Genomic DNA, 16608 nt, shown 5'->3' on the forward strand with positions numbered 1-16608 from the left:
GTAGCCTATAGCCATCCAATTAATTATACAAGCCTTAAGTTTACAATTCATTAAATTAGATTATAAACTAGAAAAAACAAAAGAGAGGAATAAGGTTAATGGATACTGTGAACCTATTCCTTCGAAAACATTGTAAATCCCCTCTCTTTTCCACACAGACTTCGATCAGTTCTGAACGGCTTTAAGACTTCTATTTTAAGTCGTTAAAAATCAATCATTCTATTCTTTAAAAAACATTTTCTTATGCATAACGACATTACATATTTTGAACTGCCAAGCGCATCATGAATACCTGCAATAGCTTATAAAGATGTGAATAAATTGACATTCGCCATTTAGTTTTTTATATACAGATTCAAATGGTAATTACTATCCGGTAAAACAATGGATTAGGCAACTCAAAAACCAAAGAACCACGTGCTATTTGGCAAGAAAATATGAGAAATATGAAATAGCGACTCCCATTGCATTATCACTTCCTGCAAAGGTTGCCGTCGCATACTCCCAAGAAAAATTAAGAGTTGGATACAGTAGTAAGAAAAATATAAAGCACTCTAGAAGTTCTATCTTTAACGTTTTTACAAAACCTTTTCATAAAATAACAATGCTCCAAAAGATAAGGTCACTATAAAAAATAAAGACAGCCTAAAACATGTATTAAATTATCAATGAGAACATTAGATATATGTATCGGATTTGGGTCTTTACTAAAACCAGTGTCAGTAACCGAATAGGAATGGCTGGATGTATAACAATCCCTAATAACATCGCAATCGCACTTAGAGAATCTAGTGAATGTATTCTTTCGGTTTTGTGCGGTTGTACTTTCATGTTTTTGTTTTGAGATTCTCGTTTTTAATTTGTTCACAACGGTTAGATTTTGGTTAGTAAGGAACCCGAAAGAACTGCACTTTTAGAATTACACTTAGCCAAATTTTTAATTTTTCTTTATTTTTATAGACAAGCAAAATTGAAAATTTTCAAGACTTTGTTCAATGCGCTTCACTTTGGGGCTAAGCACTTAAACTCTCAGTAACGCTGTGCATTGTTGTAAACCGTACCTCTTAGTTTTGTTAGTAAATTTATAATTTAACTTTCACTCCCAAACCATTTACTATATATTCAATTCCGTTTTCTATTAAAAGCCCTTATGTGTTTTTACTGTTTTTATTCAGACCGTGTTTTACATCAATTTTAATTACTTTATTATTATAGTCATAAGCCACTTCATTTAAGACACTGTGACCTATAACAATTTTTGGGGAATTGTAAAACATTAAAACATCATCCAATTCAGCTTGTGAAGGTTTGTGAGTTGGCGCATTGAGGGGGTCATTAAATAAAAACACCACTTTGTAAATTAAGTCCATTGATAAACTTCTATCCCAATATCGGCCAAATTAGGGACTGAAAATTAAATTTTCTTTACTGTTTTTACTTCCTAACTTTCTCTTACCATAGTACTTTTTTGCAATTTTGTTTATTTCAGAAATACTCAGTTTTTCATGCATGAGTTTGGTATTTATTCCGCCGTGTACAAATATATAGGGTTCAATCTTTTCAATAACATTTTTATTTCTCAACCACTTACCTAATTCAGAATCATTAGAGTAAAGAAATTTTGAAGCAGTATCCCAATGTTTTTCATTACTAATTTGTTTCGCAACTTCAATATATTTTTCTTTTGCATAAGAAACGTCGCCATAAAGCTTCGTTATTTCGTGATTCCCGTTGATAAAATGAACTTTACCACCTTGTTCTTCTGCTTTTTCTTCAAGCATATAAATTAACCATAATACTTGATTAACATTTTCTCCACGATCAAAAAAATCACCATTCAGTACTAAGTGTCCATTATTATAAGACCAATTATAATTTTCATCTATTACTTTATTATTTAATAAAAAACTGTAAAAGGCATTAAAATTACCTTCAATGTCTGGTATAGAGATTAATTTAGAAGGAAAATCATAGTTGTCAATTTCTTGCTGATGTGCGTTTTTTAATACGAAATCAAATTCGTCCTTATCTTCATTATTGACGATTACTTTTATAGGCTTATTTCTGTCAATTTTATTTTGGACTAATTTGTTTGCAGAATTGACTGTGAACTTAATTTTATCAAAAAAATAAGGTCCATCAATTCCATCTAATTTAGATTTCGATTCTTTATTTCTAGAGAAACCAAAGTCCTCATCTGTAAAAAGTGCGTCAAAACCGGACCAACCATAAACAGTTTTTCCTTTATCTGAATCAAATTTGGTGTGTCCAAAAATTAAAGTAGCTAATATCCAATAAGAGAAAAGACTAATGATAATTCACTTAACAATTTTCTTAAAACTTAGTTTGCGCTTTTTCATATTTATCTTGTTATACATAATGCGAAAGTAATTCTATTTAAGGTAGCGTGTAATGCCAAGTACTCTGTATTGACATAAATTTGATATTTGGGAAGAAAAATAATTCTCTTTTCTTATGGTTTTATTTTTTTCTGTCTTGTTTACAATATTAAGCGGATGCGACCATTACCGAGTCAAGGCGATAATAAAGACACTACAGCCAATAGGATTGTAATATGTTTGATTGTATGCCGAGGGATATTTTTCGGTTATATTTAGTTACTATAGCAATCTTCTCTGCGCGTTGATTGATTGTTATTGGAATGGCGTTAGGACGATTCCATATACAACTGACACTACATTAAATCAGGAGGAAACACAAGCCTGATTTTTAAATTTTCCTGCCTGCGAGAGGCAAGACAGACCTGTCTTATTCCTTTTTTTTATCAATAAGCCAACTTTAAATTTTAGGTGGCATTTGCCAACAAGCAAAAATCTTTCGTTTTAGTACTTATTAGCTATGTTTTATGTGCGTCTTTGTGTTTTGACCCTTATAAAGCAAGCGTGTTATTCCAAATTTCGATTATTAATTAAGTGGTTACTTTTTTCATTATAATACTTGCTAACTCCTTATATGGAGACGTTTGTCAAGGTTATCCCGTAAAATTCTCAGGATAAAAATTGAAAGTCGTGGAGGTTATCCCTCAGAGCTACTTTATTTAAAGCAATATCTAGAGGACTTTTTATCTGTTCTACTTATTTTGGGCACTTATTTCAAATACAAGGTATCTAATAACAAGTTATTTTTGAGCAGCAATAATCTCCCCCACAGCCTGCCTATATTTATAAGGATTTCCTGCTTTTTTAATTGCTTTGTAGACTTTTTGTGGATTGTGCGTAGCCTGCGAGAAGAACTCCCAGAAACCAAGCATTTTCATCTTTATAGGCGTAGGTCCAGAAAGCATCGCATCATATTGCGTGTAAATAGTATCGTGAAATTCTCTAAAAACATCCCATCGCTCCCTTGGATATTCTGTAGTATCTGCCTTAATCATGCTTGGGAGAAAAGGATCTGCAATAAGCCCTCGTCCTAACATAAAATGCTGGATTTCAGGAAAACGTTCTCGCATTGCTTTAAACTGCGCAACCGTGGTAATATCGCCATTATAATACAGCGTATGTTTTGAAACGTCAACACATTTCTGGAATGCGTCAAGATCTACACCGCCTTTGTATAATTGCTTACCAAGTCGCGCATGAATAGCTACATTTTTAAGCGGGTACTTTTCTAGTATGGGAAAAGCATCCAGTATTTCAGTGCTATTTTCATAGCCAAGGCGCATTTTCATAGAAATGGTAACATCTGTCTCGCTATGAGCACGATCTAGAATATGGTCTATTTTTTCTGTATTGCAAATAAGCCCAGAGCCCATGCCACTTTTAGTAACCATTGGGTATGGGCAACCCAAATTCCAATTAAGTTCGGTATACCCTAAAGATTGAATATATTGTATCACAAATATAAAATGATCTGCATCTGCGGTCATTACTTGTGGGATTAACTCCAAGCTTGTATTTACTTCAGGGTTTAAATCTCGTTGGTACGAGCCCTTAATAATCATCTTTCTATTAAACCTTATATAGGGCGCATAAAACGTGTCTATTCCTCCAAAGAATTTCTGCTGTGCATTGCGAAAAGTCGCATCTGTAAAGCCTTGTAAAGGCGAGGATAAAAGTTGGTAGGGCATTATTTTTTTTTGCAGGAACAAATATAGTAGAATATCTTGTTATTTTTTTACAAATGAAAGGGCTTATGTATCCCCAAATAATAAATTCAAATGCGGTATTTTCCGATTACAAATAAAAACAGCAGTCATAAGCTCAACAATTGCCGTACTTATGACCGTTATTTTATAAAATGATTTATTAGCAGACTTTTTATTCTTTTATGAATTTAATTGCATTTAAATCAGTGAATTTTAAAAGATATATTCCTGAATTTAAATCCTGTATATTAATTTTTATATTTTCAGATATAGTCCCATTTAACACCTCTTTACCTAATATATCATATACTATATATTGATTAGTGTCTATAGATCCTTTAATTGAAATAAAGTCATTTGAAGGATTCGGATATAAACTTATCGATTTTAAATTTGAAGGCGTGTCAATGCTTAATGCAGCTTCTCCAGAGAAAGCAATCTCTGCAAATCCCATTTGTGGAGCACCGTGTGTGCTTAACACTTCTAATCTAATGAACGCAGTTTCAACTGCGGTAAACAGAACCATTTCTGGCGGAGAGGTCAATGTAAATACTTCAGCAAAAACAGTAGGAGCTCCTGCTATTGGCGTATAAACGACACCATCAAGTGACGAGAAAAAAAGAACACTATTTATGCCAACATCTGTAGTCGGTCCACCTACATTTTGATTCCAAAATGACAATCCCTCTACAGCAAATATTCCACCTAAATCAAAATCAATAGTTCCCGTTGCTTCATTAGCAAGAAAACTATTAGCAGGGCTTGTGCCTAAATGGTTCGCCGTTAAACTTGGAAAAATTTCTAATCCAGTTCCATCAAAAACAGTTTTGATGATCCCATAAGAGTCTTAGATAAAATGTTTTTAGGGTTTACCCCTAATTTCTTATTTAATCTTACTTGGTGATAAGCAGAGATCGTTTAAAAGAGACTCTTTTTTACAGATTTTAGAAATAGTTTTTAACCGTATGCAAGAACCTCTGTACAAACTAAAAGAGAGGCTTCTAGATAGTTGCGTGTTTTGTTATTTTTTTATCAGCTTAATAGTGTTACTAGCTCCTGACGAAGTTACCGTACAAAAGTAAACTCCTGCTGCTACTGGTAATAAAAGCTGAATGGTTTTTTGATGGTGAAATTTTGAAGCAACTACCACTTGCCCTAGCATATTGGTAATGGCAACGTCAACGGTATCCAAAGTTTCCTGTAATACAATACTGAAATCGCCGCTAGTTGGGTTTGGATACGCCATAATTTTTGAATTTTGAGTCGTGATGTCTTCGGTTCCTAAAACCAAGTTGTTTAATTTCATAACAAATGCATCAGAGCCTCCATTTGAGGTGACATTAAAAACACCAGAGCCAGGGTGTAAATCTGAAATTTCACGAAAAGTTCCACCTAGTATCACCTCGTTACTGGAGTCTACTGAAACAGCAACACCCACATCTCGGTTAGGGCCACCCATCCTGTATGCTTCCATAAATGCTCCATCACTATTTAATTGTAAAAGAAATATATCCTTTTCACCGTTTGATGTTAGCTCATGCATTTCAGCCCCAGTATTAAAGTCTACTGTTTCTGCAAATTTCCCGGAGACTATCACATCATTATTATTATTTGAAGTAATGGAAAAACCCTCGTCTGGAAGAAATGAAGTGCCTCCAATACCATTGCCCCATACAAAATCACCATTTTCGTCAAGTTTCGAAATAAAAATATCATCACCGCCATTAGAGCTAATTTCAGAAACACCTGTGCCGGGGTCTAGGTCTATGGATCCCTCATAAGAACCTGTTATCAATACATCATCATTGTTATCTAAAGAAAGACCTCCTAAACGAAGGCGAATCCCGCTGTTGCCAAAACTTTTTGCCCAAATAAAATCATTTGTACTGGTGTATTTTGCTACAAAAATATGTTTATCACCGTTAGTGTTCAGTTCAAAAATAGTTGCGCTGGGATCAAAATCTATTGTGTCATAAAAAGTTCCACTTACAATAATGTTTTCATTGGTATCAATATCTATATCATAGCCTACAATACTATTGTCTCCGCTTAATGTAAAAGACTGAAGATAGGATACATTAGGATCTAATGTGACTACAAAACCATCAAAATTTTGGTCGTTGTTTGTGACTATTGCATTATTTGGCCCGGGGTCTAGGTCTAACATTGTTTCAAATGCACCAGTGATGCCTAGGTTGCCATTACCAAGAAGTGAAATGCCGTATGCAACATCATTTTCTGGGCTACCCCAAACTTTTGCATCATTAAAACTACCATCACTATTTAACACGATTATATAAAAATCTGATCCCCCTTGGGTAGTAACAATCATTTCACCTACACCAGGGTCAAGGTCTATAGTATCTATATGGTTTCCTAAAATATATACTTTATCATTAGTATTATCTACCACCAAATCTACAGCGCTTTCATATTCGGCAGAGCCAAAACTTACTGCCCACATAAAATTGCCATCGCTATCTAGTTTTTGTAGATAAATATCTCTAAAGGCAGTAGAGGTAAGATTAAATTCTCCAGGACCCGGGTCAAAATCTACAGTGTTCTCAAACATTCCTAATACATAGATGTTATCGTTACCATCTGTTATGATTTTTGAGGCAGAATCATTTCCTTCAGCACCCGCTGTATTTAACCAAGCCACCTCCTGTGCGTTTGATAAGATTGAAATACATATAACGAGTATAAAGAGTGTGAATTTTTTAATAGCAATTTTTTTTAAGGTTCTTTCTTTATAGTCTTGAAGAGGTAAAAAAGGTTGCGTGAAAAAGGGAATTTAAATTTTCAATAAAAAGCGCAATTAATTTTTGGGTATTATTTCCGAAGCAAAAAAAAATGCCCTCCAATTAAGGAAGGCATTTTATGAACTATTAGATGTCAATTAAAGCAATTTCGTTCTGCAACGGAATGACACTTTATTTGAATTCTGAGCGTAGTCTAATACTAGTCTCTCTTTCTATCGTCTCTTCTTGGTGGACGACGATCACTACTACTGCGTTCTCTTGGAGCTGGTGCTACATATCCTTCTGGCTTTTCCATCAAGGCTTTACGAGAAACTTTATCTTTTCTAGTACGCTTGTCTAGACCAAAGTATTTTACATCAAACACATCGCCCATGTTTACCACATCGCTTACGTTCTCTGTGCGTGCCCAAGCTAACTCAGATACGTGCAATAATACTTCGTTTCCTGGAGCTTCCATATATTCAACAACAGCACCAAAATCTAACATCTTGATTACTTTTACTTCGTATACAGATCCTACTGCTGGCTTAAACGTGATAGAATCAATCTTAGCAAGTACTTGATCAATTCCTTCTTGTCCTGTACCTAAGATTTCAACAATACCTTCTTCAGTTACTGGGTCTTCGTTGATCACGATTGTACATCCAGTTACTTTTTGAAGTTCTTGTATCACTTTTCCTCCTGGTCCAATTAATGCACCAATAAACTCATTTGCAATACGAACGCTTACCATTTTTGGAGCGTAGTCTTTCACATCTGCTCTAGGCACTGCAATCGTATCTGTCAACTTCGTCAAAATATGTAAACGACCCTCTCTTGCTTGGTTTAATGCAGCAACAAGAATTTCGTAGCTTAATCCTTTTACTTTAATATCCATCTGGCAAGCGGTAATACCATCTGCCGTTCCAGTTACTTTAAAGTCCATATCTCCTAGGTAATCTTCATCACCAAGGATATCAGATAAAACTGCGTACTTTCCAGTTGTTGCATCAGAAATAAGTCCCATTGCAATACCAGAAACTGGCTTTATCATTTGGATACCTGCGTCCATCATTGCCATGGTTCCAGCACAAACTGTTGCCATTGAAGAAGAACCGTTAGACTCTAATACTTCAGAAACTACACGTACTGTGTAAGGACAATCGTCTGGCACCATTCCTTTAAGACCACGTTGGGCAAGATTACCGTGACCTACTTCTCTACGAGAGGTTCCACGAATAGGTCTTGCTTCACCAGTACAAAAAGGTGGGAAGTTATAATGAAGGTAGAAATTCTCTTCTCCTTCAAATGATGGCATATCTATTTTATTTGCATCTCTAGAAGTTCCTAAAGTTACTGTTGCAAGTGCTTGGGTTTCTCCACGTGTAAATATAGCAGAACCGTGAACCGATGGTAAATAATCAACTTCGCACCAAATATCACGTACCTCATCAGTCTTACGACCATCAAGACGTAAGCCTTCATTAACCGTTAAATCACGAACTGCTGCTTTTTCCGCTTTGCGATAATAATCTGAAATCAAGCCACCGTATTCTTCTTGTTCTTCTTCAGAAAAAGATGCTTTTACTTCGTCTTTTATTGCAGCAAATGCTGCAGTACGTTCTTGTTTTGTAGACCCAGCTTTGGCAATTGCATACACTTTATCATAGGCCATATCATGAACTTTCTTCACTAAATCTTCGTTGTCTGGCTCTTCTGCATAATCACGTACTTCTTTTCTACCAAAAGCATCCGCTAAACGGTGTTGCGCTTCAATCTGAAGTTTAATAGCTTCGTGAGCAAACTTAATGGCTTCGATCATTTCTTCTTCAGAAATCTCGTCCATTTCACCTTCCACCATCATCACAGAATCAGCAGAGGCTCCAATCATCATATCGATGTCAGACTCTTCTAATTGTGCTCTCGTTGGGTTGATTACAAATTCACCATTAATACGTCCTACTCTTGCTTCAGAGATCGCACATTCAAAAGGGAAATCTGATAACTGAATGGCCGCAGATGCTGCAAGTCCTGCCATTGCATCTGGCATCACGTTTTCATCGTGAGACATTAACTGAATCATTACCTGCGTTTCTGCGCTGTAATTTTTTGGAAATAATGGGCGCAATACACGATCCACTAAACGCATCGTTAATACTTCACCATCACTTGGACGTGCTTCTCTCTTAAAGAAACCACCTGGGTAACGTCCTGCTGCCGCAAATTTCTCGCGGTAGTCTACTGTTAATGGTAAGAACGGTAAATCCTTTTGTTCGTAGTTAGAAACTACGGTACAAAGCATCATACATTTTCCAGACTGAACCACTACGGATCCGTGTGCCTGTTTTGCTAATTTTCCAGTTTCGATAGAAATCTCTCTACCGTCACCAAGGTCAATGACCTCTCTAAATACTTTAGGTATCATAAAAAATTGTTTTTCATATTTCCGCAAGCGGAAATGTTATTTTGGTCAACAATTGGTTCTCAATTGAAGTGTTGTTGTGTTGTTGTGGTTGCCTTTATGGCATTTTGACCAATGAAAAACTAAAGGGTAGCCTTTTATGTATTTTGGGCGAAGCGAAAGAACTAATTCTTCAACTTCATATTCCAATTAAACTTCTATTTTACTAGAAGCGTTGAAATTTCCACCTGCGCGGAAATGACAAAAAAAGGAGCGCTTTTGGGGCGCTCCTTTTATTTTTATTTACGTAACTTAAGTTCAGCAACAATAGCTCTGTAACGTAAAACATCTTTCTTCATTAGATAATCTAATAAGGAACGACGCTTTCCTACTAACTTTACTAGTGAACGCTCTGTGTTATAATCTTTGTGGTTTGCCTTAAGGTGTCCAGTTAAATACTGAATTCTGTAAGTGAATAATGCAATCTGTCCTTCGGCAGATCCTGTGTCTTTTACAGTTTTTCCGTGCTTTGCGAAAATGGCTGCTTTTTCTTTTGGGTCTAAATACATGCTAATATTATTGTAAATGATTTTTATGTATGAACTGCGTCTTTCGCATTTCGGCTGCAAAAATAATGATTTTTAATAAAACTACCACCTATAATTGAAAATACTAAAGCGACTATGTTGAAATTTATAAATATCTTAAAATCAATCCTTCGAAATTAAATAACTGTTTCAATGTAGCCAAAATATGCTAGGGTTGCACAAGTGTGCTGCCATTAATATTTCCGAAGATGTTAAAGCGAATATCTAAACAAGCGACCTTACTATAATGTGTTAGTTTAGACCAAAAAATATGACCGTCAATCTTTTTAATTTAATAGCTATCAATGCTAATTGAAAACACGATTGTTCAAAGGCCAAAATATTAGTGAATAATGTGTCTATGGTAATGTCATTATCCACCATAGATACGCTGTAACTGTTTTCTTTTACACCGTAGCTTGTTACCATGGTAAGCTGTATGTTTTTTCGGCTTTTGTGTCCATTAAAAATTGTTGTTTCTTATTTAATAAATTGTCATAGTAGGATTTTGTGATGGTAAAGGGCGTTTCAGAAAACTTCATTTCGCATATATTAATAGTGTTGTCTTCTCGTTCAATGAGTACGTCAATTTGTGCCTTTTCGTTAAACCAACTATTACTTAACGTATGCACGGCTAGAATACCTAAGGCATTTTTAATTTGGTTAATATGTTTAAGGCATAAGGATTCAAAACTGAAACCTGCCCATGAGCTATAAGATCGCGATGTATGTAATTTAAGCCATGTTCCTTTTCCGCTATTTTTATTGTTTTCAATAAATTTTAAATAGAATAGTGAATACTCATCACTTAATCTATACAATGCATTTTGCTTTTTATGATCTCGGAAGATGTGGATGCTTACAAATCCAGATTCAATAAGCTCCTCTAATTTTAAGCTTAAATCGCCTCCATTTGAAATTCCGTTAGCAGCAATTAATTCTTTGCGTGTGATGCCTTTTCTTTTTTTAGCCAGTGTTTTTACAATGCGAATATGGCGTTCGCTATTATCAAATAATGAAACAAAAAGCCTATCAAATTCATCTTTTAAAAATCCGTCTTTTTCAAAGCAAAGTGTATCAATATTCTGAGCCACGCTTTTACCCCTTTGTACCTTATCAAGATAATAGGGTATCCCTCCTATTGCCATATATAGTTTAAGAATATCAAAAGCTACATATTTTATTTGTTTCGAACTGAGGAAGCGTTTTGTTTCATTTAAATTAAAAGGCGCTAATCGTATGTGCTGAGAAATCCTGTTGTGCAATCCTCCTTTGTTATTGATGATTTTCTGAATCATATACGAAGCCGCAGATCCACAAATAACAACGACCAATTTTTTTTGCTTCGTAGCAAACGTATTCCAAAAATTCTCAAAGGCCATTAAGAATTTTGATCGCGGTGTTGCCATCCACGGAAATTCGTCGATAAAGAGTACTTTTTTAGTTTTTGAAGGATGGTTTATAGTGTAGTTTTCTAACTGTTCAAAAGCCTCGAACCAACTTTTTGCTGGCATTGGCGGTGCTTTAGAACGTTTTATTAGTTCTTTATGAAAATTACCCAATTGGTCTTTGAGATTTCCTTTAAATAGTCCCGTTATTTCAAATACGAGATGCTCGGTATAGGTTTCTCGTATTAAAAAAGTTTTACCAATTCTTCTGCGCCCTGAGATTGCAATGAGTTCAGCCTCTTTAGTTGTAAGTGCTTGGCACAATAATTCCTTTTCTCTTGATCTTCATATTACCTGTTCCATTTTTTATATTTCGCTTAAACTTATTGTACATATAAATAAAAGCGAGATATAGACACCAACGGCGCATCTTTATTTCGCTTAAACTACTTGTTTATCTACGTAAAAGCGAAATATAGCATTGCATTAAAAAAATTGCCCCAAACAATACCCATAAACCTTTGTCGTTTCGTTTTTTTTTTTTGCTTTACAAGATTGCTTAAAAATATACTATGAAACAGCTTTTACTACTTCTCACATTTACCATAACCGCTAGCTCTTTTGCGCAAATTGTGAATATTCCAGATCCTGAGTTTAAGCAACGGTTGTTGAATAACTCAAATATTAATACAAATGGTGATGGGGAGATTCAGGTGAGTGAAGCGGAGGCTTTTGATGGAAGTATACTTATTGGTTTTCCAGTCAGTAGTACTACTAATATTACTGATTTTACTGGGATTGAGTTTTTTACTAATGTCACAAAAATAGCCATCAATAGGTGTATAGCTACATCAATAGATTTAAGTGAGAATAATTTTCTTGAAGAAATTTCCATAACTAATGGTGTTATGGAAAGTATCATTCTACCAAATACTACAACAATTCTAAAGCGAATAGATTTTACGTTCAATTATATTACAGATTTTACATTTTTGAATAACTATACAAATCTAGAAGAAATATTGTTGCTATTTAATCCAATTGTTAATCTGCCAGATTTTGAAAATTTAGAGCTTTTAGAAAATCTTTCTTTGAGTGGACTTGATTTAACAACACTTGATATGTCTAGCAACATTAATTTAACAGAATTACATATTCAGTCTACATCAATAAATAATGTAAATTTATTGAACAATGTAAACTTAGTTTCATTACATGTGTATCAATGTCCATTGGTGAATATTGATTTGTCAAATAATCTTAGTTTAGAATCTTTACTTATAGCCTATACAGAGATTGAAGATCTGAATATTTCTACTAATATAAATTTAGATGTTCTAGCTATAGTAGCTTCACCAATTGCGGAAATTGATTTTTCAAACAGTGATTTAGAGAGCATAACTCTTATTAACTCTAATGATTTAAGTGTCTTTTTTACAACATTAGATTTATCGCTTCAAAGTAATCTCACATATTTAGGTTTAGTAGATGTCAAAATCAATAACTTAGATTTAAGTCAAAATATAAATTTAAGGAGATTAACAATTGAAAAATCAAGTTTTCAGAGTCTGGATTTATCAGCTCTAAATCTTTTAGAATCTTTAAACCTGAGAAGCATTCCTATTAATTCTTTTAATCTTCCAGATGTTCAAACTAATTTAAAACGATTTGTATTATGGGATTCTGCAATAGAAGAACTTGATTTAAGTCAATTTGAAAATATTTGCAGAGTTTTCATAAGATATAACAATGAAATTCATACCCTAAATTTAAAAAATGGAAATACAAATGCATTGGTAGACACTCTTTGCGTAGTAGACGGGGGTCAATGGATTTCTGGAGTAGCAATTACCTACAATCCAAACCTAAACTTCGTATGTGTGGACGATGCAAATTTTGCTGCTACAAACTTCACAGCAGCTTCCCCCTACATCACCTTCACAGAAGACTGCTCCCTAAACAGTAGCGACATTAACAAACTCACAGGAGACGTAACCTACGATTTAGATAACAACGGTTGTTCCTCTGGAGATTTTGGTATAGAAAATACATTAGTAAGCAGTAGCGATGGCACCAACACATTTGCTACCAACAGCATTGATACTGGGGATTACACTATTAACTTAGGGGAGAATACCTACACCACAGGTGTACTAGGTTTGCCTTCTTATTTTGAGGCAACCCCAGCCAGTGCCATAGATACTTTTGTGGGGTTTAATAATACAGAGCAACAAGATTTTTGTGTGCAGGCAACTACCACAGCAAACGATTTAAATATTTCTATAAACCCACAATTTGCACCCCAACCCGGGGAGCAGGGTGTTTATAATGTCGTGTATCAAAATGCAGGAACCACCCAACTTAATGCTACGGTTACACTTACTTATGATCCAGACAAAGTAAGCTTTGCAGCTGCAACGCCCGCTATATCATCACAAACCACAAATACACTTACCTGGAATCTGGGGCCCATTAATCCTTTTACAACAGCCTCTATTATTGTAAGGCTAGATCTGTTTTCTCAACCCATCAATATGGAAGGGGACGATCTTATTTTGCAAGCCGTAATAGATCCTATTAGTGGAGATGCAACACCAGATGACAACGTTTTTGATTTATTGGATTTTGTAAGAAACCCAGAAATCATAGATAACTTTACGGTAGTCCAAGGTGCGCAAGTACTAGTTACAGATGCAGATGAATTTTTAAACTATGTGGTACCGTTTACAAACACCACTCAAAATGTGGTAAACAATGTCACTATATTCACAATTTTTGATGCAGATGTAGATGTAAGCACCTTACAAATTATAGATTCCAGCCATCCTGTTTCCTTTTCGATGGCAAACAACGAGGCATTTTTTGAATTAGACAATATTGGATTGCCTGTTGGAGGAAGTGTACTTGGGCAAAATCGAGGCTATGTAATGTATCGTATCAAGCCAAGGGCTGGTATTGTAGATGGTGATGTAGTTTCAGCAAATGTAAACTTGAAGCTTGATGGTGTGTTTCAGCAAACTAATTTTGTGTCAACAATATATAGAGATGTTTTAGATACGCCAATAAATGAAATTTCAACAATCAAATTATATCCAAACCCTACAAATGGACTAATTACTATTGAAACAAATAGTAGTATTAAAGAAGTGAAAGTTTTCAACCTTGCAGGTCAATTATTAAAGACAGAAAGCAACATTCAAAACGCTCAAACAACATTAAATATTGAAGCATTCCCAACGGGTATCTATTTTGCAAACGTAAAAACGGAACGTGGCGAGAAGGTTTTTAAGATTGTTAAAAAGTAAAGAAACTTGAAAAATAAAAACCTCAAAGGTCTCGAAGACCTTTGAGGTTTAGAAAATACTGCTACTGCAAACTTAATTTAAGCAGTCTTTTCACGCAAAGGTTGATTCTGGACAAGATCCAAATACAAATTAATTTTACGCTTTAAGTCTTTACGGTGCGTGATAAAATCCAAGAAACCGTGTTCTAAAACAAACTCAGCACTTTGGAAACCTTTTGGCAAGTCTTTACCCGTTGTGTCTTTTACAACTCGCGGTCCCGCAAAACCAATCAAGGCACCTGGCTCACTAATATTAATATCCCCTAACATTGCAAAAGATGCCGTCGTACCACCCGTAGTTGGATCTGTACACAAGGAAATATATGGGATTCCTGCATCAGCTAATTGGGCGAGTTTTGCGCTTGTTTTTGCTAATTGCATTAAAGAAAGTGCTGCTTCCATCATACGGGCACCACCACTTTTTGAGATTAGCAGAAAAGGAATTTTTTCCTTTAGCGCATAGTCTGCTGCACGCGCAATTTTTTCTCCAACAACACTCCCCATAGAACCACCAATAAAACTAAAATCCATACAAGCGATCACAAGATCCTTGCCTAAGGATTTTCCAACACCAGTGCGAACGGCATCTTTTAAACCTGTTTTATTTTGAGCAGCCTCTAATCTATCTATGTATTTCTTTTTGTCTTCAAATTTAAGTGGATCCTTTGATGTTAAATTAGCATCTAACTCTTTAAATTTATTATCGTCAAAAAGAATTTCAAAATACTCTTTACTACCAATTCTTACGTGGTATCCATCTTCTGGACTCACATAAAAGTTGCGTTCTAACTCCTCAGCGTCTACCACTTTACCTGTAGGAGACTTGTACCACAAACCTTTAGGCACGTCTTTTTTATCCTCTGTAGCAGTTTGAATTCCTTTTTTCGTTCTTTTAAACCAAGCCATATCTTTTTCGGTTAATGAGGTTAACTTTTCCTTATTCAATACTATAATGTGTTCACATTATTAAGATCTTCAAATGCTTTTGTCAAACGCTTTTTAAAGGTCAATTCTCCTTCACGCATCCATTTGCGAGGGTCGTAGTATTTTTTGTTAGGAATATTATCACCGTCAGGATTTCCTATTTGGGTGCGAATATATTCCATATTGGTTTCCATGTAATCACGAATACCTTCTGTAAATGCGAATTGCAAATCTGTATCAATATTCATTTTAACCACGCCGTAGCCAATTGCTTCTCTAATTTCTTCCACTGTAGAACCACTCCCACCGTGAAAAACAAAATCTATTGGATTGTGATCTGTCCCAAATTTTTCTTGAACATATTCTTGCGAATTCTTTAAGATTTTTGGGGTCAACTTTACATTTCCTGGTTTGTAAACACCGTGCACGTTTCCAAAGGCTGCTGCAATCGTAAATTGATCGCTCACCTTCAATAGCTCTTCATATGCATACGCTACTTCTTCGGGCTGCGTATATAACTTTGAAACATCCACATCACTATTATCTACGCCGTCTTCTTCACCACCTGTGATTCCCAATTCAATCTCCAAGGTCATCCCAATTTTACTCATACGGGCTAAATACTTCTTGCAAATTTCGATATTTTCTTCAATAGGCTCCTCGCTTAAATCTATCATATGAGAGCTGTATAATGGAATGCCGTGTTCTTTGTAGTGCATTTCTCCAGCATCTAACAAACCATCTATCCAAGGTAGTAATTTTTTTGCACAGTGATCTGTGTGTAAAACTACAGTAGCACCATATAATTTGGCCATTTGATGCACATGCAACGCACCTGCAATACCACCAGCAATTGCTGCTTGTTGGTTTTCATTAGACAACCCTTTTCCGGCATTGAAGACACAGCCCCCATTAGAAAATTGAATGTTTACAGGAGCTTTTAGCTCGGCAGCTGTTTCCAGAACACCATTTACTGTACTATTACCAACTACGTTAACCGCTGGCATTGCAAATCCTTTTTCCTTTGCATATTTGTGGATGGACTGAACTTGTTCTCCAGTAGCGACACCGGGTTGTATATTATGACTCATAATGATTGTATTATTTTGTTGCAAAAAT

At 35.2% G+C, this 16608-nt stretch carries 12 protein-coding genes and 1 pseudogene; 1 reads left to right on the plus strand and 12 read right to left on the minus strand.

Features of this window, described 5'->3' with window-relative positions; translation table 11 throughout:
- Positions 1 to 1148: 1148 nt before the first annotated feature.
- From ABXT67_RS02115 to ABXT67_RS02160, 10 genes and pseudogenes are all read right to left on the minus strand, one after another.
- A complete protein-coding gene (locus ABXT67_RS02115; RefSeq protein WP_415375647.1) occupies positions 1149 to 1370 on the minus strand; it encodes a hypothetical protein in 222 nt (73 codons plus the stop codon).
- A 30-nt stretch (positions 1371 to 1400) separates the two neighbouring features.
- Positions 1401 to 2318 carry a metallophosphoesterase gene (locus ABXT67_RS02120; protein WP_415376898.1) on the minus strand — a complete coding sequence of 306 codons (918 nt, stop codon included), beginning with the start codon at positions 2316 to 2318 and terminating at the stop codon, positions 1401 to 1403.
- A gap of 821 nt (positions 2319 to 3139) precedes the next feature.
- Positions 3140 to 4087 (minus strand): tRNA dihydrouridine synthase, encoded by a 948-nt coding sequence (locus ABXT67_RS02125; RefSeq protein WP_415375648.1) that lies wholly within the window; start codon positions 4085 to 4087, stop codon positions 3140 to 3142.
- Positions 4088 to 4277: 190 nt separating this feature from the next.
- Positions 4278 to 4787 (minus strand): T9SS type A sorting domain-containing protein, encoded by a 510-nt coding sequence (locus ABXT67_RS02130; protein WP_415375649.1) that lies wholly within the window; start codon positions 4785 to 4787, stop codon positions 4278 to 4280.
- Positions 4788 to 5126: 339 nt separating this feature from the next.
- Positions 5127 to 6767, minus strand: coding sequence for a T9SS type A sorting domain-containing protein (locus ABXT67_RS02135; RefSeq protein ID WP_415375650.1), 1641 nt, complete (start codon positions 6765 to 6767; stop codon positions 5127 to 5129).
- Between the two features lie 299 nt (positions 6768 to 7066).
- Positions 7067 to 9271: a polyribonucleotide nucleotidyltransferase gene (locus tag ABXT67_RS02140; RefSeq protein ID WP_415375651.1), complete on the minus strand. Its 2205-nt coding sequence runs from the start codon at positions 9269 to 9271 to the stop codon at positions 7067 to 7069.
- Between the two features lie 275 nt (positions 9272 to 9546).
- Positions 9547 to 9816 (minus strand): 30S ribosomal protein S15, encoded by a 270-nt coding sequence (rpsO, locus tag ABXT67_RS02145; protein WP_415375652.1) that lies wholly within the window; start codon positions 9814 to 9816, stop codon positions 9547 to 9549.
- A 270-nt stretch (positions 9817 to 10086) separates the two neighbouring features.
- Positions 10087 to 10263, minus strand: a complete 177-nt coding sequence (locus tag ABXT67_RS02150) for a hypothetical protein (RefSeq protein WP_415375653.1) — start codon at positions 10261 to 10263, stop codon at positions 10087 to 10089.
- The gene (locus ABXT67_RS02155) at positions 10257 to 10982 is read right to left on the minus strand and encodes a DUF234 domain-containing protein (protein ID WP_415376899.1); all 726 of its coding nucleotides are present in this window, start codon (positions 10980 to 10982) and stop codon (positions 10257 to 10259) included. Before ABXT67_RS02155 ends, ABXT67_RS02150 begins: the two co-directional genes overlap by 7 nt.
- Positions 10956 to 11549, minus strand: a pseudogene (locus ABXT67_RS02160) (AAA family ATPase); the annotation flags it as partial. The pseudogene ABXT67_RS02160 and the gene ABXT67_RS02155, both read right to left, overlap by 27 nt.
- 245 nt (positions 11550 to 11794) lie before the next feature.
- Between ABXT67_RS02160 and ABXT67_RS02165 the strand changes: the two are divergent.
- Positions 11795 to 14527 carry a T9SS type A sorting domain-containing protein gene (locus ABXT67_RS02165; RefSeq protein ID WP_415375654.1) on the plus strand — a complete coding sequence of 911 codons (2733 nt, stop codon included), beginning with the start codon at positions 11795 to 11797 and terminating at the stop codon, positions 14525 to 14527.
- A 77-nt stretch (positions 14528 to 14604) separates the two neighbouring features.
- Here ABXT67_RS02165 and accD read toward each other — a convergent pair whose 3' ends face one another.
- Positions 14605 to 15471: an acetyl-CoA carboxylase, carboxyltransferase subunit beta gene (gene accD, locus ABXT67_RS02170; protein WP_415376900.1), complete on the minus strand. Its 867-nt coding sequence runs from the start codon at positions 15469 to 15471 to the stop codon at positions 14605 to 14607.
- 41 nt (positions 15472 to 15512) lie between these two features.
- Complete coding sequence (gene fbaA / locus ABXT67_RS02175) at positions 15513 to 16580, minus strand: class II fructose-bisphosphate aldolase (RefSeq protein ID WP_415375655.1); 1068 nt, start codon at positions 16578 to 16580, stop codon at positions 15513 to 15515.
- Positions 16581 to 16608: the final 28 nt, after the last annotated feature.

This window comes from Patiriisocius sp. Uisw_017, from assembly GCF_047731265.1.
In the GTDB taxonomy this organism is placed as follows: domain Bacteria; phylum Bacteroidota; class Bacteroidia; order Flavobacteriales; family Flavobacteriaceae; genus Patiriisocius.

Coding starts and splice junctions, on each gene's coding strand:
- ABXT67_RS02115 (WP_415375647.1), bottom strand. CDS start 1,370: ATGGACTTAATTTACAAAGTGGTGTTTTTATTTAATGACCCCCTCAAT.
- ABXT67_RS02125 (WP_415375648.1), bottom strand. CDS start 4,087: ATGCCCTACCAACTTTTATCCTCGCCTTTACAAGGCTTTACAGATGCG.
- ABXT67_RS02140 (WP_415375651.1), bottom strand. CDS start 9,271: ATGATACCTAAAGTATTTAGAGAGGTCATTGACCTTGGTGACGGTAGA.
- rpsO (WP_415375652.1), bottom strand. CDS start 9,816: ATGTATTTAGACCCAAAAGAAAAAGCAGCCATTTTCGCAAAGCACGGA.
- ABXT67_RS02150 (WP_415375653.1), bottom strand. CDS start 10,263: ATGGTAACAAGCTACGGTGTAAAAGAAAACAGTTACAGCGTATCTATG.
- ABXT67_RS02155 (WP_415376899.1), bottom strand. CDS start 10,982: ATGGCAATAGGAGGGATACCCTATTATCTTGATAAGGTACAAAGGGGT.
- ABXT67_RS02165 (WP_415375654.1), top strand. CDS start 11,795: ATGAAACAGCTTTTACTACTTCTCACATTTACCATAACCGCTAGCTCT.
- accD (WP_415376900.1), bottom strand. CDS start 15,471: ATGGCTTGGTTTAAAAGAACGAAAAAAGGAATTCAAACTGCTACAGAG.
- fbaA (WP_415375655.1), bottom strand. CDS start 16,580: ATGAGTCATAATATACAACCCGGTGTCGCTACTGGAGAACAAGTTCAG.